This window comes from Enterobacter sp. ECC-249 (genome assembly GCF_043965265.1).
Lineage (GTDB): Bacteria > Pseudomonadota > Gammaproteobacteria > Enterobacterales > Enterobacteriaceae > Enterobacter > Enterobacter quasiroggenkampii.
In genome coordinates this window covers 3,780,419-3,801,107 of the sequence record NZ_CP143660.1, presented here as the reverse complement: position 1 = coordinate 3,801,107, position 20,689 = coordinate 3,780,419, and the positions used below count along the sequence as shown (strand labels likewise).

The window sequence follows — 20,689 nt, the reverse complement described above, 5'->3', positions numbered from 1 at the left end:
GAGATGTGGCTTAACGAGGAAAAGACGAATGTGCGGTATTGTCGGTATCGCCGGTTTCATGCCGGTAAACCAGTCGATTTATGACGCGTTAACGGTGCTTCAGCACCGTGGGCAGGATGCTGCGGGTATCATCACCATTGATGCAAACAACTGCTTCCGTTTACGCAAGGCGAATGGCCTGGTAAACGATGTGTTTGAAGCCCGCCATATGCAGCGTCTGCAAGGTAATATGGGGATCGGTCACGTTCGTTATCCTACTGCTGGCAGTTCCAGCGCCTCGGAGGCACAGCCTTTCTACGTCAACTCACCGTATGGCATCACCCTTGCTCATAACGGCAATTTGACCAACGCGCATGAGCTGCGTAAAAAGCTGTTCGAAGAGAAACGTCGCCACATTAACACCACCTCTGATTCTGAAATCCTGCTCAATGTGTTCGCCAGCGAGCTGGATAACTTCCGTCACTATCCGCTGGAAGCAGACAACATTTTTGCCGCGATTGCCGCGACAAACCGTCAGATCCGCGGCGCGTACGCCTGCGTTGCGATGATCATCGGTCACGGTATGGTCGCCTTCCGCGATCCAAACGGCATTCGTCCGCTGGTGCTCGGCAAGCGCGACCTCGGCGATGGCCGTACTGAATATATGGTTGCCTCTGAAAGCGTGGCGCTGGATACCCTGGGCTTTGAATTCCTGCGCGACGTGGCGCCGGGCGAAGCGGTTTACATCACCGAGAAGGGCCAGCTGTTTACCCGCCAGTGTGCCGACAACCCGGTCAGCAACCCGTGCTTGTTTGAATACGTTTACTTTGCCCGTCCGGATTCCTTCATCGACAAGATTTCCGTCTACAGCGCGCGCGTCAACATGGGCACCAAGCTGGGCGAGAAGATTGCCCGCGAGTGGGACGATCTGGACATCGACGTGGTGATTCCTATCCCGGAAACCTCCTGCGATATCGCGCTGGAGATCGCCCGCATTCTGGATAAGCCATACCGTCAGGGCTTCGTGAAGAACCGCTACGTTGGCCGCACGTTTATCATGCCGGGACAGCATCTGCGCCGTAAGTCCGTGCGCCGCAAGCTGAACGCCAACCGCGCGGAATTCCGCGATAAGAACGTTCTGCTGGTGGACGACTCCATCGTTCGTGGCACCACCTCTGAGCAGATTATCGAGATGGCGCGCGAAGCGGGTGCGAAGAAAGTTTACCTGGCCTCTGCTGCGCCGGAGATTCGCTTCCCGAACGTGTACGGCATCGATATGCCAACCGCCAACGAGCTGATCGCTCACGGCCGTGAAGTGGATGAAATCCGCCAGATCATCGGTGCCGACGGCCTGATTTTCCAGGACCTGAACGATCTCATCGACGCGGTACGTGCCGAGAATCCGGAAATTCAGCAGTTTGAATGCTCCGTGTTCAACGGCATTTACGTGACCAAAGACGTTGACCAGCAGTACCTCGACTATCTTGATTCGCTGCGCAATGACGACGCTAAAGCCGTCCAGCTGCAGAACGATCTCGAAAGCTTAGAGATGCACAACGAAGGTTGATGCTCCGGCAAGTGAGGGCGAATGCCCTCACTTGCAACTCCCCGCAAAATCCTGCACAGTCTGCCCTGAAATCAGTAAGGGCGAAAATCATGAAACGACTCATAGTTGGGCTCAGCGGCGCCAGCGGCGCGATTTACGGCGTACGTTTGTTACAGGTTCTGCGTAACGTGGCGGACGTCGAAACCCATCTGGTGATGAGCCAGGCGGCGCGGCAGACCCTCTCTCTGGAAACCGATCTCTCCCTGCGCGATGTTCAGGCGCTGGCGGATGTCGTTCACGATGCCCGTGATATCGCTGCCAGCATCTCCTCAGGCTCGTTTAAAACAGCCGGCATGGTAATCCTGCCCTGTTCCATTAAAACGCTCTCAGGCATTGTGAATAGCTATACGGACACCCTGGTGACGCGCGCGGCGGATGTGGTGCTGAAAGAGCGTCGTCCTCTGGTGCTGTGCGTGCGGGAAACGCCGCTGCATCTCGGCCATCTGCGCTTAATGACGCAGGCTGCGGAGCTGGGAGCGGTCATCATGCCGCCGGTACCCGCGTTCTACCATCGCCCGCAAACGCTGGACGACGTTATCAACCAGACGGTTAACCGGGTGCTCGATCAGTTTGACATCGACCTGCCCGACGATCTCTTCACCCGCTGGCAGGGTGCCTGAATCTGTGCACAAACCAGGTGCATGAAAAGACAAGTTGCCCTGTTTCAGGGCAATTATGCAACGGCGATCATATCCTCGACATTTAATTCGTTTTTTCCCTTTTTCTCTCTCCGGTTCGTTCGGCAGACCTGCTATCTTTCACCATTAAGGCAATATCGCAACGTTTTATTAACATATTTAACGTCGAAGTTTTGATCAGACGGCAATGTGGCATAAGACCTGCAAGATGAAGCCTGCAACACAACACACAACACAATACATAATAAAATCACGGTACTTGAGGGTAAATGTATGAAGAAGACGGTTCTGGCTCTGTCTTTGCTCGTGGGGTTAAGTGCGGCAGCAGGTAGCTACGCAGCGCTTCCACAGACGGTTCGTATCGGTACAGACGCAACCTACGCGCCATTCTCTTCCAAGGATGCGAAAGGCGATTTCGTGGGGTTTGATATCGATCTGGGTAATGAAATGTGCAAGCGTATTGCGGTGAAATGCACATGGGTGGGCAGCGACTTTGACGCGTTAATTCCGTCGCTGAAAGCCAAGAAAATCGACGCCATTATCTCTTCTCTCTCCATCACCGAAAAACGCCAGCAGGAGATTGCCTTCTCTGACAAGCTCTACGCCGCGGATTCTCGCCTGATTGCCCCTAAAGGCTCCCCGATTAAGCCCACCATCGACTCGCTGAAAGGCAAACACGTCGGCGTGCTTCAGGGCTCAACGCAGGAAGGATATGCCAATGCTAACTGGCGTGAAAAGGGTGTAGACGTGGTGGCTTATCAGAACCAGGATCTGATTTACTCTGACCTGGCTGCCGGTCGTCTGGATGCCGCATTCCAGGATGAAGTCGCCGCGAGCGAAGGTTTCCTGAAGCAGCCTGCGGGCAAAGAATTCGCGTTTGCAGGCCCGTCGGTGAAAGACAAAAAATACTTTGGTGACGGCACCGGTATTGGCCTGCGTAAGGATGATACCGAGCTGAAAGCCGCCTTTGACAAAGCCTTTGCTGAGCTGCGTAAAGACGGTACTTACGACAAACTGGCGAAGAAATACTTCGACTTCAACGTATACGGTGAATAACCCCTGGCGGTGACGCACCGGAAAGGTGCGTTACGGGAGCGGTTGACCCAATGCGGTGCATCTGTTGCACCGTATTGGATCGCTTTGTGCATACTTACGCATTTATAATGCAAAAAATCCCGCCTGAAAGGCATTAGTCTTTGCCTGACTGAGGGGATTAATGGCACATTAGCACCACCCCGTCGTCGTAAAAATCCCGTATGAAGACAGTTTGTTGAGGACAAATATGAAAAAACTCGTGTTGTCATTATCTCTGGTACTGGCCTTTTCCAGCGCCACCGCGGCATTCGCAGCCATTCCGCAGAAAATTCGCATTGGCACCGATCCTACCTATGCGCCGTTCGAATCGAAGAATTCAAAGGGTGAACTGGTCGGTTTTGACATCGATCTGGCCAATGAGCTGTGCAAACGCATCAAAGCACAGTGTACCTACGTTGAGAACCCGCTGGATGCGCTGATCCCTTCCCTGAAAGCGAAAAAAATCGATGTGATCATGTCCTCGCTCTCCATCACCGAAAAACGCCAGCAGGAGATTGCCTTCACCGACAAACTCTACGCGGCCGATTCTCGTCTGGTGGTGTCGAAATCGTCTGATATTCAGCCAACGCTGGAGTCCCTGAAAGGCAAACGCGTCGGCGTGTTGCAGGGCACCACGCAGGAAACATACGGTAACGAACACTGGGCACCGAAGGGGATTGAAATTGTCTCCTATCAGGGCCAGGAAAATATCTACGCTGACCTGACGGCTGGCCGTATTGATGCGGCATTCCAGGATGAAGTCGCGGCAAGTGAAGGCTTCCTGAAAACGCCGGTAGGTAAAGATTACAAGTTTGGCGGCCCGTCCATTAAGGATGTGAAGCTGTTTGGTGTGGGTACCGGTATGGGCCTGCGCAAAGAAGACAATGAGCTGCGTGAAGCGCTGAACAAAGCGTTCGCTGAAATGCGCGCTGACGGCACGTACGACAAGCTGGCGAAAAAGTACTTTGATTTTAATGTTTACGGCGGCTAATCGCCCCGTCAAATAACGTGCGGCCCCTCCCGCTGCGGGAGGGGAAAAGACACGGTTCCACCACTCACGATACGACAGGGCTCGCGGTATGCTGTACGGATTTTCTGGCGTTATTTTACAGGGCGCGCTTGTCACCCTTGAGCTGGCTATCAGCTCCGTGGTGCTGGCGGTGCTGATAGGTCTGGCAGGCGCAGGGGCGAAGCTTTCGGCTAACAAACCGCTGGCGCTAATTTTTGAAGGCTACACCACGCTTATTCGCGGCGTTCCCGATCTGGTGCTGATGCTGCTTATCTTTTACGGTCTGCAGATTGCGCTGAACAGCGTAACGGACGCGATGGGCATGGGACAAATTGATATCGACCCAATGGTGGCCGGTATTATTACCCTCGGTTTTATCTACGGAGCCTACTTCACCGAAACCTTCCGCGGTGCTTACATGGCCGTGCCGAAAGGCCACATTGAGGCGGCAACCGCATTTGGTTTTACCTCTTCACAAACGTTTCGTCGGATTATGTTCCCGGCCATGATGCGCTATGCGCTGCCGGGCATCGGCAACAACTGGCAGGTTATCCTCAAAGCGACAGCGCTGGTTTCGCTGCTCGGTCTGGAAGACGTCGTGAAAGCGACTCAGCTGGCGGGCAAGAGCACCTGGGAGCCGTTCTACTTTGCGGTGGTCTGCGGCGTGATTTATCTGGTCTTTACGACCGTCTCCAATGGTGTGCTGCTTCTGCTCGAGCGTCGCTACTCCGTGGGTGTGAAGAGGGCTGACCTGTGATTGAGATTATTCAGGAATACTGGAAATCGCTGCTGTGGACGGATGGCTACCGCTTTACCGGCGTGGCGATTACGCTCTGGCTGCTGATCTCCTCCGTGGTGATGGGCGGCATTCTGGCGGTGTTTCTTGCCATTGGCCGCGTGTCGAACAATAAATTCATCCAGTTCCCGATCTGGCTGTTTACCTACGTGTTTCGCGGTACGCCGCTGTACGTGCAGCTGCTGGTGTTCTATTCGGGGATGTATACGCTTGAGATCGTAAAAGGCACTGAGATGCTGAATGCGTTCTTCCGCAGCGGTCTGAACTGTACGGTGCTGGCGTTGACGCTCAACACCTGCGCCTACACCACCGAGATTTTCGCCGGTGCAATTCGCTCTGTCCCTTACGGTGAGATTGAAGCCGCGCGGGCCTACGGCTTCTCGTCGGTCAAACTCTACCGCTGCATTATTCTGCCGTCGGCGCTGCGTATCGCGTTACCGGCGTACAGTAACGAAGTGATTTTGATGCTGCACTCCACCGCGCTCGCCTTTACCGCGACGGTGCCGGATCTGCTCAAGATCGCGCGCGATATTAACTCCGCGACCTATCAGCCGTTTACCGCATTTGGCATTGCGGCGGTGCTCTATTTAATTATCTCTTATGTTTTGATTAGCCTGTTCCGTAAGGCTGAAAAACGCTGGTTGCAGCATATAAAACCTTCTTCGACGCACTGAGAAAGATGATGGCTGAGAACAAATTAAACGTTATTGATTTGCACAAACGCTACGGCGAACATGAAGTGCTGAAAGGGGTGTCGCTGCAGGCTAACGCAGGCGACGTGATCAGTATCATCGGCTCATCCGGCTCGGGTAAAAGTACCTTCCTGCGCTGCATTAACTTCCTCGAAAAGCCGAGCGAAGGCTCGATTGTGGTGAGCGGACAGAACATCAACCTGGTGCGTGACAAAGACGGCCAGTTGAAGGTGGCCGATAAACACCAGCTTCGTCTGCTGCGTACGCGCCTGACGATGGTGTTCCAGCATTTTAACCTCTGGAGCCACATGACGGTGCTGGAGAACGTGATGGAAGCGCCGGTTCAGGTGCTTGGCCTGAGCAAGCAGGAAGCCCGCGAGCGCGCGGTAAAATACCTGGCAAAAGTGGGCATCGACGAACGCCAGCAGATGAAATACCCGGTGCATCTCTCCGGTGGTCAGCAGCAGCGTGTCTCCATCGCGCGCGCGCTGGCGATGGAGCCCGAGGTGCTGCTGTTCGACGAACCGACTTCCGCGCTGGACCCTGAACTCGTCGGCGAAGTGCTGCGCATCATGCAGAAGCTGGCCGAAGAGGGCAAAACGATGGTGGTAGTGACGCACGAGATGGGCTTCGCCCGTAACGTCTCGAACCACGTTATCTTCCTGCATCAGGGGAAAATTGAAGAGCAGGGGCATCCGGACGAGGTACTGGCGAACCCGCAAAGCCCGCGTTTGCAGCAGTTCCTGAAGGGGTCCTTGAAGTAGGTTTTGCCCTTTACCCTCTCCCTGTGGGAGAGGGGCGGGGTGAGGGCATCAGACCGCAGTACCGCCCAATCGCCCGGTGGCGCTTCGCTTACCGTGCCTACGGGCTGGGTGTTCTCCCTCTCCCTGTGGGAGAGGGGCGGGGTGAGGGCATCAGACCGCAGTACAGCTGAATCGCCCGGTGGCGCTTCGCTTACCGGGCCTACATGCTGGGTATTCTCCCTCTCCCTGTGGGAGAGGGGTGGGGTGAGGGCATCAGACCGCAGTATCACCCAATCGCCCGGTGGCGCTTCGCTTGCCGGGCCTACATGCTGGGTTTTCTCCCTCTCCCTGTGTGAGAGGGGCGGGGTGAGGGCATCAGACCGCAGTATCGCCCAATCGCCTGGTGGCGCTTCGCTTACCGTGCCTACGGGCTGGGTGTTCTCCCTCTCCCTGTGGGAGAGGGGTGGGGTGAGGGCATCAGACCGCAGTATCGCCCAATCGCCCGGTGGCGCTTCGCTTACCGTGCCTACAAAACCGTAGGCCGGGCAAACGCAGTGCCGCCCGGCATTCAGGCCGCACCGCACTCCAGCCGATACACCCAGTCGTCATACCTCACGCCGTCAATCTCATACGCCTTTTCCAGTACCTGGATACGCACAAATCCGGCTTTCTCCAGCACGCGCACCGAACCGCCGTTGTCCGCCAGCACGTACGCGTTAATCGCCTTCACGCCGGTCTGGTTGAACGCATAATCACACACCGCGCGCAGCGCCTCGCTGGCGATACCTTTCCCCTGCGCGGCAGGCACAACCGTATAGCCGATATCCGCCTCCTCACGATTCTCTGCGCTAATCTGCAGGCCGATATCGCCCAGCGGCGTATCATCATCCCGGGCGCGAATGACAAACACATGAGCAGCAGCGAGTCGCGCGGCAAACACGCGTCGGGTCTCTTTTTCCGGGGCGATGGCGGCCATATAGCGCATGATGGCGCGATCTTCACGCAGCGAGCGGAAGAAGGCCCAGTCAGTGGGTTCGAAAGGAGTGAGGTGAAGTCGGGGGGTGGTGATGGTCGCCATTGTTACGCCATATCTTCGGAACATGGCTTGTCACTGTACCATATTCACCGCACCACATCCCCCAGCGCCTCTTCTAATTCATACCAGCGGAACGCAAACCCGGCCGCTTCCAGCCGTTTGGGCAGTGCCCGCTGCCCGCCTAATACCAGCACAGACGCTTCCCCCATCAGCAGACGAATGACTGTGGCAGGCACGCGCAATATCGCCGGACGGTGCAGGGCATGCCCCAGCGCGTGGGCAAACTGTTCATTACGCACCGGATATGGCGCAACCATGTTAAACGGCCCGCGCAGCTCGTTATCCAGCAGCCACAGAATCCCGTTGACCATATCGTCGATATGGATCCAGGCCATATATTGACGGCCATTGCCGATGGGGCCGCCGAGTCCAAGCCGGAAAGGAGGAAGCATCTTCGCCAGGATGCCGCCTTTCGGCGCAAGCACGACGCCGGTCCGCAGCAGGCAGACGCGGGTACGATCGCTTTGCGCCGCACTGGCGATACGCTCCCACTGGGCGCAGAGCTTATGGGTAAACTCGTTATGGGGCGGCTCTTCCTCGGTCACCACCACCTCGCCGAGATCGCCGTAATAGCCCACCGCTGAACCTGAAATCAGTACCGAAGGCGGCGTGTGGCTATTGCGGATCAGCTCGACCAGCTTTTCGGTAGTGTTCCACCGGCTGCTGCATAACAGCTGTTTTTGCTCTTCCGTCCAGCGCTTATCGGCGATGGGTTCACCCGCGAGGTTAATGACGGCGTCAAAGCCGTCCAGATTTTGCTGCTCGGCCAGATTTTTCCAGATATCGACACCCGCCCCCAGCACCTGACGCGCTTTCTCCGGGCTGCGCGTGACCACGGTAATGTCGTGATGCAAGGCCTGCAGACGCGCAATGAGGTGACGACCAATCAGGCCTGTCCCGCCGGTCAGCAAAATCTTCATACAACCTCCAGGTTTACGCCTGGCGTCGCCAGCTTAACGTCATGGAGACGGAATCGGCGTAGCGCAGGGCGTGAAGTTTATCGATCTCAACTTCAGCATAAGTGACCCAGTGATGTTCGCGTGCGATATCGAGCACATCCTGAGTTAATTTTTCCAGCAGAGAGAAGCGGTTATTCTCCACAAACTGGATGATATTTTTGGTGATGGTGCGATAGTTCAGCGCGTCGTTGATGTCTTCGCTGGCCCGCGCTTTGTCTGCGGGGTAGTGAATCACCACGTTAATGACAATATCCTGACGGTTGGCGATCTCTTCCTCTTTGATACCGATAAAGGTACGCAGGCGTAAATTTTTTATACGAATAATGGCGTCTGGCTGTGACATTGCAGGTCTTCTCCGTGTCAGTATTTCCTGCCCATAATACATGAGTGCCTCACAGGCACCCAGCCTCATACCGGGTTAAATTTGCTGGATTTTTTGCATAGCCCGCTCGGTGGCCGGGCGGGTCCGGATGCGCTCGAACCAGTTGTTTACCGCCGGGTAAGAGGCCAGATCAATTCGGTGTTTTTCATGCGTATTCACCCATGGCCAGCAGGCGATGTCGGCAATACTGTAATGATCGCCCCCGAGCCACGGCGTTTTCTTCAGCCGGCGGTTCAGAACGTCATAGAGCCGCTGCGTCTCGACCTGATAGCGTTCTATCGCGTAAGGAATGGGCTGCGGGGCGTATGCGGTAAAGTGATGATTCTGACCCAGCATTGGGCCCAGCCCGCTCGCCTGCCAGAAAAGCCACTGCAGGGTATGATGACGCTCACGCAGCTCGCCGCTCAGCAGCTTGCCGGTTTTCTCCGCCAGATAGAGCAAAATCTCACCGGATTCAAACAGGCTCAGCGGTCTGCCCCCGTCCGCGGGCTGGTTATCAATAATGGCCGGGATTTTGTTATTCGGCGAGATAGCCAGAAAAAGGGGGCTGAACTGTTCGCCTTTGCTGATATCCACGCGAATGATCCTGTAATCCAGCTCGGCTTCTTCAAGAAAGAGGGTGATCTTATGGCCGTTTGGGGTAGGGGCGTAATAAAGGTCGATCATTCTCAACTCCTGTCCATGCGAAGAGTGGTGCCATGACAAATGAGTATAGGTGGTTGTTGTAAATCGTGAGTTTTCATCAAGTGACAGCGAGGCAAAGAGATTATATGTTGAGTAAAAACCGATCAGCCTATGAGGATGTTATGAACCAGCCCGTCATCACGTTGTGGTCCGATGCGAACTTCTTTTCTCCCTATGTTATGAGCGTATACGTTGCGCTGGCCGAAAAAGGGCTCACCTTTACGCTGAAGACCGTTGATCTTGACGGTGGTGAGCATCTTAAACCGCACTGGCAGGGCTACGATCTGACCCGACGCGTGCCGGTGCTGGAGATTGATGGATTTGCCCTGAGCGAATCGTCGGCGATCGATGAGTATCTGGAAGATCGGTTCGCCCCACCGGAGTGGGAACGTATCTATCCTCACGACCTGCAAAAACGCGCGCGGGCGCGGCAGATCCAGGCGTGGTTGCGAAGCGATCTGGTGCCGATTCGCGTGGAGCGCTCGACGGACGTTGTGTTTGCCGGGGTTAAAAAGCCAGCGCTCAGCGCAGAAGGCCGTGAAAGCGCGCAAAAACTGATTGAAACCGCCACCTCGCTCCTCGCACACGGCAACCCGAACCTGTTCGGCGAGTGGTGCATTGCCGATGCCGATCTGGCGTTGATGCTAAACCGCCTGATCCTCAACGGCGATGAGGTGCCGCAGCTGCTGGGGGATTATGCCGCGTTTCAGTGGCAGCGTGCCTCCGTGCAGCGCTATGTGGCACTCTCGGCTAAGCGCGCGGGCTGATAAGCCCTGCCGCTTCAGGTATGATGGGGGCAGTCTGTTTTCCCGAGGAGTGACTGATGAAACTGATGTTTGCGTCGGATATCCATGGATCGCTGCCCGCTACCGAGCGTGTCCTCTCCCTGTTTGCACAAAGCGGCACGCAGTGGCTGATTATTTTGGGCGACGTGTTGAATCACGGCCCGCGCAACGCGCTGCCGGAAGGCTACGCCCCTGCGCAGGTCGCGGAAAAGCTCAACCCGTATGCCTCGCGCATCATCGCCGTTCGCGGGAACTGCGACAGCGAAGTTGACCAGATGCTGCTGCATTTTCCCCTTACCGCACCGTGGCAACAGGTGCTGCTGGAACAAAGCCGCCTGTTCCTGACCCACGGGCATCTTTTTAGCCCGGATAATCTCCCGGCGCTCGCGGCTGGCGATGTGCTGGTTTACGGTCATACTCATATTCCGGTTGCTGAAAAGCGCGGTGAGATTTATCACTTTAACCCGGGTTCGGTCAGCATACCGAAAGGCGGTTATCCTGCGAGCTATGGCATGCTGGATGGACATACCCTGAGCGTTATCGCACTTAATGATCAGCAAGTTATTGCGCAGGTAGCGATTAATCCGTAAGTTACACCTCAACTGCAAACGCGCCGAAAGAGCGCTTAGAAGAGAAGGTTTCCCGATGGTGGAGCAGAGTCATTTGGCAAGTACAGAGTGGGTTGACATTGTCAGCGAAGAGAATGAAGTGATCGCGCAGGCCAGCCGCGAACAAATGCGTGCGGAGCGTTTACGCCACCGCGCAACGTATATCGTTGTGCATGACGGGATGGGCAAAATTCTGGTCCAGCGCCGCACGGACACCAAAGATTTTCTCCCGGGTATGCTGGATGCCACCGCAGGCGGTGTTGTCCAGGCTGATGAAGTGCTGCTGGATTCCGCGCGTCGAGAAGCAGAAGAAGAGTTAGGCATCGCCGGCGTGCCGTTTGCCGAGCACGGTCAGTTCTATTTTGAAGACGAAAACTGCCGCGTCTGGGGCGGGCTGTTTAGCTGCGTTTCTCACGGCCCGTTCGCCCTGCAGGAAGAAGAGGTGAGCGAAGTCAGCTGGATGACGCCGGAAGAGATCACCGCGCGCTGCGATGAGTTTACGCCGGATTCATTAAAAGCGTTGGCGCTGTGGATGACCCGCAACGCCAAAAACGAATCGACCAAATCAGAGAAAGAGGAAGAGGCTGAGTAAGCTTCAGCAACTCTCTCTCAGACACAGACTGGACGCGATGGGCTTTTGATCGCGCCAGTCTCCGCCATTCAGGCGCTCCAGTAACGCTTTCCCGGCTTCAATTCCGATCTTACGATGCGGCACCGCCATGGTCGTCAGCGGGGGCTGACAGACGCGGCTCACGTCGCTATCGCCAAAGCCTACTACCGCCAGATCGTCCGGCACCTTGATTCGCCTGCGCTGGCACTCGTACAGCGCGCCGCAGGCCAGCTCGTCAGAGACGCACACCAGCGCATCCAGCTCCGGCCAGGCCAGCAGGAACTCGGGCAGCTGCGCCGCGCCGGTCGAGAAGCTCGGCGGCATCGCCGCGTTAATGACCCGGTTCGGCGACATATGGTGGCGAAGCATGGCCTTGTACCAGCCCTGCAGATGCTGCTGGAAAATCCACTGCTCCTGGTTGGCACATAGCAGGCCAATATTTTGGTAGCCGCGCTTAATCACCATTTCCGTGAGTTCATACATGGCCGCCACGTTATCAATCCCGATATTCATATCAATCGGATCGGCGCGCATGGCACCCATCTCCATCACCGGAATTGAGGCGTTTTTCAGCCAGTGGCGAACGGTGTCGGTATGTTCAACGCTGAGCAGGATAGCGGCGGCAATATTCGACGCCAGCAGCGTCTCCAGCAGTTTCTCCTCCTGCTCAAGACGATGCTGGGATTCAGCCAGCATGATTTGATACCCGGCAGGCTGCAGTACCTGCTGTAGCCCGGCGAACATCTCCGAGCAGCCGGCTTCGGAGAGATTAGGCACCACCATGGCGATCGTCCATGACGACGCCGAGGCCAGCGCGCTGGCGGCAAGATTAGGCATATAACCCAGCTCCTGCACGGCAGCTTCAATTTTTTCTCGTAGTTTATCGGAAACCTGTTCGGGAGTGCGGAGTGCACGGGACACGGTCATCGTGCCTACACCGGCAAGCTGTGCGACATCGGCGAGTGTCACTTTACCAGTACTGCGCCGTTTTCGGGTTAGAGACATACACCTTCCTGCTGACCAGACGCGTTCTTCATTTCCTTCGCTTCACGTGACAGGCAGTATACGCCTTAAATCCCTTTTTTTGCTGTGATTTAGCGCCGTGATTGCAATTTGATAGCGCTATCACATTTCTGCATGATAACGATTGGTAGCGCTATCTTTGTGATCCCGATCGCAGTCATCCAGCGATGTGTTGAATAAAGTTTGCTCATCTTTAGCGTGTCGCGGGAGTGAAAAGTGCTCAAAAAATGGATATATGATACAACCATTACGCTGCAGGATAGCGTGGAAAACTGGCCGCAGGCGCTGGAGCTGTGCGCGAAGCCGCTGCTGGATATGCAGGTGATTGAGCCTGAATACGTCACGGCCATCATCCAGCAGCACCACACGTTAGGACCTTATTATGTGCTGGCACCAGGGCTGGCGATGCCGCATGCGCGGCCGGAGGAAGGCGCCAAAGGACTGGGGTTGTCGTTATTAAAACTAAAACAGGGCGTCTCGTTTGGTGCCGGTGAGTTTGACCCTGTCGATGTCATTATTATGCTCGCGGCACCGGACAAACATAGCCATATCGAAATGATATCCGCACTCGCAGAATTATTTTCCAGCGACGAGGATATGGAGAAACTGCATCAGGCGAATACCCTGGAGGAAATTAAAACGATTATTAACCGCTTCTGATTTAATTCTTTAATCCGGTTTTTCACAACATTACGCGTCGGCGTGATGGGGCGTACTCTACTCAAAATAAGGGGAAAACAATGAAAATCATGGCTATTTGCGGTTCTGGCCTGGGCAGTAGTTTTATGGTCGAAATGAATATTAAAAAGGTGCTCAAAAAGCTCGAGATTGAAGCTGAAGTTGAACACTCCGATCTCTCCTCAGCCACACCCGGCGCGGCCGATCTGTTCGTGATGGCAAAAGACATTGCCGCCAGCGCCAGCGTGCCGGAAAGCCAGCTGGTGGTGATTAACAACATCATCGACATCAACGAACTTGAAGCGCAGCTGCGCGCCTGGTTCGACAGACAATAACCCTGATAAGGCGAGGTGGATATGTTTATCCTTGAAACGCTGAATTTCGTTGTTGATATTTTAAAAGTCCCTTCGGTGCTGGTGGGTTTAATTGCGTTAATCGGTCTGGTTGCGCAGAAAAAAGCGTTTTCCGACGTGGTGAAAGGAACCATTAAAACCATCCTGGGCTTTATTGTACTGGGCGGCGGCGCCACGGTGCTGGTTGGGTCATTAAATCCATTAGGCGGTATGTTTGAACACGCCTTTACTATCCAGGGCATTATTCCAAACAATGAAGCGATAGTGTCCATTGCGCTGGAAAAGTACGGTGCAGCGACCGCGCTTATTATGGCCTTCGGGATGGTGGCGAATATTATCGTCGCCCGCTTTACCCGCCTGAAGTATATCTTCCTGACCGGACACCACACGTTTTATATGGCGTGCATGATTGGCGTGATCCTGACGGTGGCGGGCTTTGAGGGCGTGGGGCTGGTCTTTACCGGGTCACTGATCCTCGGCCTGATCATGGCCTTCTTCCCGGCGATTGCGCAGCGCTACATGAAGCGCATTACCGGCAACGATGAGATTGCCTTCGGCCACTTCGGCACGCTGGGCTACGTGCTGTCCGGCTGGATTGGCAGCAAGGTCGGCAAAGGCTCCCGCTCAACCGAAGAGATGAACCTGCCGAAGAACCTGAGCTTCCTGCGCGACAGTTCGATCTCCATCTCCCTGACTATGATGATTATCTACCTGATCATGGCGGTGAGCGCCGGGCGCGAGTACGTCGAGGCCACCTTCAGCGCCGGTCAGAACTATCTCGTCTACGCCATCATCATGGCGATCACCTTCGCGGCGGGCGTGTTCATTATCCTGCAGGGCGTACGCCTGATTCTTGCGGAAATCGTCCCGGCCTTTACCGGATTCTCGGAAAAACTGGTGCCGAACGCGCGTCCTGCGCTGGACTGCCCGGTGGTCTATCCCTATGCGCCAAACGCGGTACTGATTGGCTTTCTGTTCAGCTTCCTTGGCGGGATTGTGGGGTTGTTCATCTGCGGTCAGTTTAGCTGGGTGCTGATCCTCCCGGGCGTGGTGCCGCACTTCTTCACCGGCGCAACGGCGGGCGTGTTCGGTAACGCCACCGGCGGACGTCGCGGGGCAATGATTGGCGCCTTTGCCAACGGCCTGCTGATCACCTTCCTGCCGGTCCTGCTGCTGCCGGTACTGGGCGCCATTGGCTTTGCCAACACTACCTTCTCGGACGCCGACTTTGGCGCGGTCGGGATTGTCCTCGGCAACCTGGCGCGCTTCCTGTCGCCGCTTGCCATCACCGGGCTGGTTGTGGCGCTGTTCGCGCTGCTGGTGGCGTACAACGTCTTCGCGAAAAACAAACCTGCGGGCGGTAACGCGCAGGAAAACACCGGAGCCAAATCATGAATGAGAAAGAAATAACCGAACTCGCGCGTCAGATTCGTCTTGAGACGCTGAAATCCCTGACGCAGCTGGGCTTTGGGCACTACGGGGGCAGCATGTCGGTGGTTGAGACCCTGGCCGTGCTGTACGGCGCAGTGATGAAAATTGACCCGGCGGATCCGGACTGGCCGGAGCGAGACTACTTTGTCCTGTCGAAAGGCCATGCGGGCCCGGCGCTCTACAGCACGCTGGCGATCAAGGGCTACTTCCCGGTGGAAGAGCTGAGCACCCTGAACCAGAACGGCACGCGCCTGCCAAGCCACCCGGACCGTCTGAAAACACGCGGCGTGGATGCCACCACCGGTTCGCTGGGGCAGGGGATCTCAATTGCTGGCGGTATGGCGCTGTCGCACAGGCTGGCGGGGCGACCGAATCGCGTCTTCTGCATCGTCGGTGACGGCGAGCTGAACGAGGGACAGTGCTGGGAGGCGTTCCAGTTTATTGCCCACCATCGCCTGAACAACCTGACGGTATTTGTCGACTGGAACAAACAGCAGCTCGACGGCGAGCTGGACGAGATCATCAGCGCGTTTGACCTGGAGGGCAAATTCCGCGCCTTTGGCTTTGAGGTGGCGACGGTGAAGGGGGACGACATTCCGGGTCTGCTGGCAGTGACATCGCGGATCCCGGCAGCCGATGCGCGTCCGTTAGTCGTCATCCTCGACAGCATCAAAGGCCAGGGGGTGCCGTACCTGGAACAGCTCAGCAACTCGCACCACCTGCGGTTGACCGCGGAGAGCAAAGCGGCCCTCAACGAGACGATTCGCCAACTGGAGGCTTCACATGATTAAGGTTGCACCGGCAGGACAGAAAGACGCCGTTGAGATGCGTAAAGTCTACGCGGGCTTTGTGGCAAAGCAGATTGAGGCGGGAAGCGAGATTATCGCCCTGGAAGCGGATCTGATGAGCTCAATGGCGATGGACGGCGTGGCGCGCGATTATCCGCAGCACGTGATTAACTGCGGCATTATGGAAGCCAACGTCATCGGCACGGCAGCCGGGCTGTCGCTTACCGGACGCAAGCCGTTCGTACACACCTTCACCGCCTTTGCCAGCCGCCGCTGCTTTGACCAGCTGTTTATGTCCCTGGACTATCAGCGCAACAACGTGAAGGTGATTGCCTCAGACGCGGGCGTGACGGCCTGCCACAACGGCGGAACGCATATGTCGTTTGAGGATATGGGCATCGTGCGCGGTCTGGCGCATTCGGTGGTGCTCGAAGTCACCGACGCGGTGATGTTCGAGGACGTGCTGCGCCAGCTTATCGACCTCGAGGGCTTCTACTGGGTTCGTACCATCCGTAAGCAGGCGCCGAGCGTGTATGCCCCTGGCTCAACCTTCACCATTGGCAAAGGCAACGTGCTGCGCGAAGGAACCGATATCACCCTGATTGCCAACGGCATCATGGTGTCGGAAGCGCTGGAAGCGGCGCGCCAGCTTGAGCAGGAGGGCGTCAGCGCGGCGGTCATCGACATGTTTACCCTGAAGCCCATCGACCGGATGCTGGTGAAAAACTACGCCGAGAAAACCGGGCGCATCGTCACCTGTGAAAACCACAGCATTCACAACGGGCTGGGGTCGGCGGTGGCGGAAGTGCTGGTGGAAACCTGCCCGGTGCCGATGCGGCGGGTGGGCGTCAAGGAGCGTTACGGCCAGGTGGGGACACAGGATTTCCTGCAAAAAGAGTATGGCCTGACGGCACATGACATTGTATCGGCGGCGCGCGAGCTGCTGTAAATAAAAAAGGCGACCGGTTGAGTGGTCGCCTTTTTGTTGCCCGGTGGCGCTCGCGCTTACCGGGCCTACGGTCCTGTAGGCCGGATAAGCGAAGCGCAATCCGGCAAGACCTTACAATTACTGCTGCTGCGAAGACTGGATCGCCGTCAGCGCGATGGTGTAGACGATATCGTCTACCAGTGCGCCACGAGACAGGTCGTTCACAGGTTTACGCATGCCCTGCAGCATTGGCCCGATGGAGATCAGGTCGGCAGAACGCTGTACCGCTTTGTAGGTGGTGTTACCGGTGTTCAGATCCGGGAAGATGAACACGGTAGCGCGACCTGCAACCGGCGAGTTCGGCGCTTTGGATTTCGCAACGTCGGCCATGACAGCGGCGTCGTACTGCAGCGGGCCGTCGATCATCAGGTCAGGACGTTTTTCCTGAGCCAGACGGGTCGCTTCACGCACTTTCTCTACGTCGCTACCTGCACCAGAGGTGCCGGTGGAGTAGGAGAGCATCGCTACGCGCGGTTCGATACCGAAGGCAATCGCGGAGTCTGCGGACTGAATCGCGATCTCAGCCAGCTGTTCTGCAGTTGGATCCGGGTTGATCGCGCAGTCGCCGTAAACGTAAACCTGTTCAGGCAGCAGCATGAAGAACACGGAAGACACCAGAGAGCTGCCTGGCGCGGTTTTGATCAGCTGCAGCGGTGGACGGATGGTGTTCGCCGTGGTGTGAACCGCGCCGGAAACCAGACCGTCAACTTCGTCCTGCTCCAGCATCAGCGTACCCAGCACCACGTTGTCTTCCAGCTGCTCGCGCGCAACGGCTTCGGTCATGCCTTTGCTCTTACGCAGCTCAACCAGACGGGCAACGTAGCTTTCGCGAACCACTTCAGGGTCAACGATTTCGATGCCTGCGCCCAGCTCTACGCCCTGAGAGGCCGCTACGCGGTTGATCTCATCCGGGTTACCCAGCAGCACACAGGTCGCGATGCCGCGCTCTGCGCAGATGGCAGCCGCTTTAACGGTACGTGGTTCGTCGCCTTCTGGCAGAACAACGCGTTTGCCCGCTTTACGCGCCAGCTCGGTCAGCTGGTAACGGAATGCTGGAGGAGACAGACGGCGGCTGCGCTCGGAGGTCGCAGTCAGGGATTCGATCCAGTCTGCGTTGATGTAGCCCGCAACGTATTCCTGAACTTTCTCGATACGCTCGTGGTCATCAACCGGTACTTCCAGGTTGAAGCTCTGCAGGCTCAGGGAGGTCTGCCAGGTGTTGGTGTTCACCATGAAGACCGGCAGGCCGGTGGCGAAAGCGCGTTCGCACAGCTTGCTGACGCGCGGGTCCATCTCGTAGGCACCGGTCAGCAGGATCGCACCGATTTCCACGCCGTTCATTGCGGCCAGGCAGGCTGCAACCAGCACGTCAGGACGGTCTGCGGAGGTCACCAGCAGGGAACCTGCGCGGAAGTGTTCCAGCATGTGCGGAATGCTACGCGCACAGAAGGTCACGGACTTCACGCGGCGGGTGTTGATGTCGCCTTCGTTAACGATGGTGGCGTTCAGGTGACGCGCCATGTCGATTGCACGGGTGGCAATCAGATCGAAGCTCCATGGCACCGCGCCCAGAACTGGAAGCGGGCTGGATTCCTGCAGCTTAGCCGGGTCAACTTTGATGACTTTCGCTTTGGAAGAGTCGTCGAAGATCTCGGACAGGTCAGGGCGAGTACGGCCCTGCTCATCCACTGGCGCGTTCAGCTTGTTGACGATCACGCCGGTGATGTTGGTGTTTTTCGCGCCGCCGAAGCTGCTGCGCGTCAGCTCGATACGCTCGTTCAGCTGCTCTGGGGTGTCGGTGCCCTGAGACATCACGAAAACGATCTCTGCGTTCAGGGTTTTCGCGATTTCAAAGTTCAGAGACTGGGCAAACTGGTGTTTGCGCGTTGGGACCAGACCTTCAACCAGCACCACTTCCGCGTCTTGCGCGTTGGCATGGTAGTTGGCGATGATCTCTTCCATCAGCACGTCTTTCTGGTTGCTGGACAGCAGAGATTCAACGTGGCTCATCTTCAGCGGTTCAGCCGCTGGCAGATTGGAGTTCTTGCGAACGATGGTGGTGGTCTGGTCTGGCGCATCGCCACCGGCACGCGGTTGGGCGATTGGCTTAAAGACGCTCAGACGAACGCCTTTGCGTTCCATAGCACGGATAACGCCAAGGCTGACGCTGGTCAGGCCGACGCTGGTTCCGGTAGGGATCAGCATAATAGTACGGGACACGGTTTATCCTCTTTCGTTACCGCCCAAATGGGGCGGGTTACAAAACAGCACCGCCAGCATTGCTGGCGGTGTGGAATCAGGCAGTAAGGCGGTGCGCGTCTTGCGCGATGACCAGTTCTTCGTTAGTTGGGATAACGAGAGCAGGGCGGGTGCCTTCTTTGTTGATGAAGCCAGACTTGCCGAAGCGGGCAGCCAGGTTACGCTCGTGATCAACTTCGAAGCCCAGAACGCCCAGTTTGCCCAGGGACAGTTCACGAACCATTGCCGCGTTCTCACCGATACCACCGGTGAAGATAACCGCGTCCAGACGGCCTTCCATCAGCGCGGTATAAGAGCCGATGTATTTCGCCAGACGGTGGCAGTAAACGTCCATTGCACGTTTAGCGTCTTCTTTCTCTGCGTAGTTGTCTTCAACGTAACGGCAGTCGCTGGTGACTTCGGTCAGGCCCAGCAGGCCAGACTCTTTGGTCAGCATTTTGTTGATCTGGTCAACGCTCATGCCCAGGGTGTCGTGCAGGTGGAAGATGATCGCCGGGTCGATGTCACCGGAACGGGTACCCATCACCAGACCTTCCAGCGGGGTCAGACCCATGGACGTATCAACACATTTACCGTTGCGGATAGCAGAAACAGAACCACCGTTGCCCAGGTGGCAGGTGATGATATTCAGTTCTTCAACCGGCTTGTTCAGAACTTTTGCGGCTTCCTGAGTCACATAGAAGTGGCTGGTGCCGTGCGCGCCGTAACGACGTACGCCGTGTTCTTTGTACAGGCTGTACGGCAGGGCATAGAGGTAAGACTCTTCCGGCATGGTCTGATGGAACGCGGTGTCGAACACGGCCACGTTTTTGTCTTTCAGATTCGGGAAGGATTTCAGCGCTTCAGCGATACCGATCAGGTGAGCCGGGTTGTGCAGCGGTGCGAAAGAGGCAGAGTCTTTGATGCCCTGGATCACAGATTCGTCGATGACGACGGAGCTGGTGTATTTTTCGCCGCCGTGGACGATACGGTGACCAATCGCAGTCAGCTGAGCAGACAGTTCTGGTTTTTGTGCCAGAATAGTGTTAACGATAAAGTTCAGCGCTTCACTGTGAGCGGCGCCTGCACCTAAAGCCGCTTCTTGTTTGCTGCCGTCCATCTTCCACTTGATACGTGCTTCAGGCAGATGGAAACATTCGGCCAAACCAGAGAGGTATTCGTCACCGTTGAGCGCATCGATGATGGCGAATTTCAGTGAGGAGCTACCGCAGTTCAGAACCAGTACTAACTTACTCGACATGGAAGTACCTATTATTGATACGTGGCTAAAAAAACGTCAGTGAGTCTAACAGCGTAACGCATGACGACTCAGACATTTATGATTAACATCATGCCAAACGAACATTGTGGCATGATGAAAGAAATAACTATGATTTTATGCCATTTTGCACAATTTTCAGCCAATGGCATAATATGCAATAATTTGACGAGTTAATGATTCTCGTCTATGGCCCTATCAGGCTGGCACAGGATACCCGATACGGGGTAGAGATGACAAAATATTTTGA

General features: G+C 56.2%; 22 protein-coding genes. 15 read left to right on the top strand and 7 right to left on the bottom strand.

Translation table 11 applies throughout. The annotated features are described in order from the left end of the window. Window positions 1–28: 28 nt before the first annotated feature. The 7 genes from purF to hisP all read left to right on the top strand — a co-directional run bounded on the left by purF (window position 29) and on the right by hisP (window position 6,558). Window positions 29–1,546 (top strand): amidophosphoribosyltransferase, encoded by a 1,518-nt coding sequence (gene purF, locus V1587_RS18075; RefSeq protein WP_021241570.1) that lies wholly within the window; start codon window positions 29–31, stop codon window positions 1,544–1,546. An 89-nt stretch (window positions 1,547–1,635) separates the two neighbouring features. Then, window positions 1,636–2,205: a UbiX family flavin prenyltransferase gene (locus V1587_RS18070; protein WP_048224260.1), complete on the top strand. Its 570-nt coding sequence runs from the start codon at window positions 1,636–1,638 to the stop codon at window positions 2,203–2,205. Window positions 2,206–2,496: 291 nt separating this feature from the next. Further along, window positions 2,497–3,279, top strand: a complete 783-nt coding sequence (argT, locus tag V1587_RS18065) for a lysine/arginine/ornithine ABC transporter substrate-binding protein ArgT (RefSeq protein WP_023616063.1) — start codon at window positions 2,497–2,499, stop codon at window positions 3,277–3,279. A gap of 226 nt (window positions 3,280–3,505) precedes the next feature. After that, window positions 3,506–4,288 carry a histidine ABC transporter substrate-binding protein HisJ gene (hisJ, locus tag V1587_RS18060; protein WP_371897344.1) on the top strand — a complete coding sequence of 261 codons (783 nt, stop codon included), beginning with the start codon at window positions 3,506–3,508 and terminating at the stop codon, window positions 4,286–4,288. 88 nt (window positions 4,289–4,376) lie between these two features. Continuing rightward, window positions 4,377–5,063 (top strand): histidine ABC transporter permease HisQ, encoded by a 687-nt coding sequence (locus tag V1587_RS18055; RefSeq protein ID WP_014832782.1) that lies wholly within the window; start codon window positions 4,377–4,379, stop codon window positions 5,061–5,063. Further along, a complete protein-coding gene (locus V1587_RS18050; protein WP_008502590.1) occupies window positions 5,060–5,776 on the top strand; it encodes an ABC transporter permease in 717 nt (238 codons plus the stop codon). The genes V1587_RS18055 and V1587_RS18050 overlap by 4 nt, the downstream gene beginning before the upstream one ends. A gap of 8 nt (window positions 5,777–5,784) precedes the next feature. Then, window positions 5,785–6,558 carry a histidine ABC transporter ATP-binding protein HisP gene (gene hisP, locus V1587_RS18045; RefSeq protein ID WP_010433274.1) on the top strand — a complete coding sequence of 258 codons (774 nt, stop codon included), beginning with the start codon at window positions 5,785–5,787 and terminating at the stop codon, window positions 6,556–6,558. A gap of 547 nt (window positions 6,559–7,105) precedes the next feature. Here hisP and V1587_RS18040 read toward each other — a convergent pair. The 4 genes from V1587_RS18040 to yfcG all read right to left on the bottom strand — a co-directional run bounded on the left by V1587_RS18040 (window position 7,106) and on the right by yfcG (window position 9,640). Next, complete coding sequence (locus tag V1587_RS18040) at window positions 7,106–7,615, bottom strand: GNAT family N-acetyltransferase (protein WP_371897343.1); 510 nt, start codon at window positions 7,613–7,615, stop codon at window positions 7,106–7,108. Window positions 7,616–7,659: 44 nt separating this feature from the next. Further along, the gene (locus V1587_RS18035; RefSeq protein WP_371897342.1) at window positions 7,660–8,553 is read right to left on the bottom strand and encodes a TIGR01777 family oxidoreductase; all 894 of its coding nucleotides are present in this window, start codon (window positions 8,551–8,553) and stop codon (window positions 7,660–7,662) included. A gap of 13 nt (window positions 8,554–8,566) precedes the next feature. Then, window positions 8,567–8,935: a dihydroneopterin triphosphate 2'-epimerase gene (gene folX, locus V1587_RS18030; RefSeq protein WP_023616057.1), complete on the bottom strand. Its 369-nt coding sequence runs from the start codon at window positions 8,933–8,935 to the stop codon at window positions 8,567–8,569. A 75-nt stretch (window positions 8,936–9,010) separates the two neighbouring features. After that, on the bottom strand, window positions 9,011–9,640 hold the full coding sequence (yfcG, locus tag V1587_RS18025) for a GSH-dependent disulfide bond oxidoreductase (RefSeq protein ID WP_032646621.1): 630 nt from the start codon (window positions 9,638–9,640) through the stop codon (window positions 9,011–9,013). Between the two features lie 140 nt (window positions 9,641–9,780). Between yfcG and yfcF the strand changes: the two genes are divergently transcribed. The 3 genes from yfcF to yfcD are packed head-to-tail and all read left to right on the top strand — an operon-like array spanning window position 9,781 to window position 11,643. After that, on the top strand, window positions 9,781–10,425 hold the full coding sequence (gene yfcF, locus V1587_RS18020; protein ID WP_371897341.1) for a glutathione transferase: 645 nt from the start codon (window positions 9,781–9,783) through the stop codon (window positions 10,423–10,425). Window positions 10,426–10,481: 56 nt separating this feature from the next. Continuing rightward, window positions 10,482–11,033, top strand: coding sequence for a phosphodiesterase (yfcE, locus tag V1587_RS18015; protein ID WP_371897340.1), 552 nt, complete (start codon window positions 10,482–10,484; stop codon window positions 11,031–11,033). Between the two features lie 55 nt (window positions 11,034–11,088). Continuing rightward, on the top strand, window positions 11,089–11,643 hold the full coding sequence (yfcD, locus tag V1587_RS18010) for an NUDIX hydrolase YfcD (protein WP_023312551.1): 555 nt from the start codon (window positions 11,089–11,091) through the stop codon (window positions 11,641–11,643). Window positions 11,644–11,646: 3 nt separating this feature from the next. Here yfcD and V1587_RS18005 read toward each other — a convergent pair whose 3' ends face one another. Continuing rightward, window positions 11,647–12,666 (bottom strand): LacI family DNA-binding transcriptional regulator, encoded by a 1,020-nt coding sequence (locus V1587_RS18005; protein WP_024908958.1) that lies wholly within the window; start codon window positions 12,664–12,666, stop codon window positions 11,647–11,649. A gap of 234 nt (window positions 12,667–12,900) precedes the next feature. Here V1587_RS18005 and V1587_RS18000 point away from each other — a divergent pair, with 234 nt between their 5' ends. From V1587_RS18000 to V1587_RS17980, 5 genes are all read left to right on the top strand, one after another. Further along, the gene (locus V1587_RS18000) at window positions 12,901–13,344 is read left to right on the top strand and encodes a PTS sugar transporter subunit IIA (RefSeq protein WP_371897339.1); all 444 of its coding nucleotides are present in this window, start codon (window positions 12,901–12,903) and stop codon (window positions 13,342–13,344) included. A gap of 80 nt (window positions 13,345–13,424) precedes the next feature. Then, window positions 13,425–13,697: a PTS sugar transporter subunit IIB gene (locus V1587_RS17995; protein ID WP_023336413.1), complete on the top strand. Its 273-nt coding sequence runs from the start codon at window positions 13,425–13,427 to the stop codon at window positions 13,695–13,697. 21 nt (window positions 13,698–13,718) lie between these two features. Further along, entirely contained in the window at window positions 13,719–15,110 is a 1,392-nt protein-coding gene (locus V1587_RS17990; protein WP_023617386.1) for a PTS ascorbate transporter subunit IIC, read from the top strand. Beyond that, window positions 15,107–15,937: a transketolase gene (locus V1587_RS17985; RefSeq protein WP_371897338.1), complete on the top strand. Its 831-nt coding sequence runs from the start codon at window positions 15,107–15,109 to the stop codon at window positions 15,935–15,937. The genes V1587_RS17990 and V1587_RS17985 overlap by 4 nt, the downstream gene beginning before the upstream one ends. Further along, window positions 15,930–16,883, top strand: a complete 954-nt coding sequence (locus tag V1587_RS17980; protein WP_371897337.1) for a transketolase family protein — start codon at window positions 15,930–15,932, stop codon at window positions 16,881–16,883. The genes V1587_RS17985 and V1587_RS17980 overlap by 8 nt, the downstream gene beginning before the upstream one ends. Before the next feature lie 117 nt (window positions 16,884–17,000). On the opposite strand, the gene pta is transcribed toward V1587_RS17980, so the two are convergent. After that, complete coding sequence (gene pta / locus V1587_RS17975; protein ID WP_047174245.1) at window positions 17,001–19,142, bottom strand: phosphate acetyltransferase; 2,142 nt, start codon at window positions 19,140–19,142, stop codon at window positions 17,001–17,003. A gap of 76 nt (window positions 19,143–19,218) precedes the next feature. After that, on the bottom strand, window positions 19,219–20,421 hold the full coding sequence (gene ackA / locus V1587_RS17970; RefSeq protein ID WP_063145415.1) for an acetate kinase: 1,203 nt from the start codon (window positions 20,419–20,421) through the stop codon (window positions 19,219–19,221). Between the last annotated feature and the right edge of the window lie 268 nt (window positions 20,422–20,689).

Excerpts from the sequence above, each read along its gene's own strand:
- V1587_RS17990 (WP_023617386.1), top strand. The coding sequence starts at position 13,719 with ATGTTTATCCTTGAAACGCTGAATTTCGTTGTTGATATTTTAAAAGTC.
- V1587_RS18035 (WP_371897342.1), bottom strand. The coding sequence starts at position 8,553 with ATGAAGATTTTGCTGACCGGCGGGACAGGCCTGATTGGTCGTCACCTC.
- V1587_RS18055 (WP_014832782.1), top strand. The coding sequence starts at position 4,377 with ATGCTGTACGGATTTTCTGGCGTTATTTTACAGGGCGCGCTTGTCACC.
- yfcG (WP_032646621.1), bottom strand. The coding sequence starts at position 9,640 with ATGATCGACCTTTATTACGCCCCTACCCCAAACGGCCATAAGATCACC.
- argT (WP_023616063.1), top strand. The coding sequence starts at position 2,497 with ATGAAGAAGACGGTTCTGGCTCTGTCTTTGCTCGTGGGGTTAAGTGCG.
- V1587_RS18070 (WP_048224260.1), top strand. The coding sequence starts at position 1,636 with ATGAAACGACTCATAGTTGGGCTCAGCGGCGCCAGCGGCGCGATTTAC.
- yfcD (WP_023312551.1), top strand. The coding sequence starts at position 11,089 with ATGGTGGAGCAGAGTCATTTGGCAAGTACAGAGTGGGTTGACATTGTC.
- V1587_RS17995 (WP_023336413.1), top strand. The coding sequence starts at position 13,425 with ATGAAAATCATGGCTATTTGCGGTTCTGGCCTGGGCAGTAGTTTTATG.
- purF (WP_021241570.1), top strand. The coding sequence starts at position 29 with ATGTGCGGTATTGTCGGTATCGCCGGTTTCATGCCGGTAAACCAGTCG.
- ackA (WP_063145415.1), bottom strand. The coding sequence starts at position 20,421 with ATGTCGAGTAAGTTAGTACTGGTTCTGAACTGCGGTAGCTCCTCACTG.
- hisP (WP_010433274.1), top strand. The coding sequence starts at position 5,785 with ATGGCTGAGAACAAATTAAACGTTATTGATTTGCACAAACGCTACGGC.
- V1587_RS17985 (WP_371897338.1), top strand. The coding sequence starts at position 15,107 with ATGAATGAGAAAGAAATAACCGAACTCGCGCGTCAGATTCGTCTTGAG.
- yfcF (WP_371897341.1), top strand. The coding sequence starts at position 9,781 with ATGAACCAGCCCGTCATCACGTTGTGGTCCGATGCGAACTTCTTTTCT.
- hisJ (WP_371897344.1), top strand. The coding sequence starts at position 3,506 with ATGAAAAAACTCGTGTTGTCATTATCTCTGGTACTGGCCTTTTCCAGC.
- yfcE (WP_371897340.1), top strand. The coding sequence starts at position 10,482 with ATGAAACTGATGTTTGCGTCGGATATCCATGGATCGCTGCCCGCTACC.
- V1587_RS17980 (WP_371897337.1), top strand. The coding sequence starts at position 15,930 with ATGATTAAGGTTGCACCGGCAGGACAGAAAGACGCCGTTGAGATGCGT.
- folX (WP_023616057.1), bottom strand. The coding sequence starts at position 8,935 with ATGTCACAGCCAGACGCCATTATTCGTATAAAAAATTTACGCCTGCGT.
- V1587_RS18005 (WP_024908958.1), bottom strand. The coding sequence starts at position 12,666 with ATGTCTCTAACCCGAAAACGGCGCAGTACTGGTAAAGTGACACTCGCC.
- V1587_RS18040 (WP_371897343.1), bottom strand. The coding sequence starts at position 7,615 with ATGGCGACCATCACCACCCCCCGACTTCACCTCACTCCTTTCGAACCC.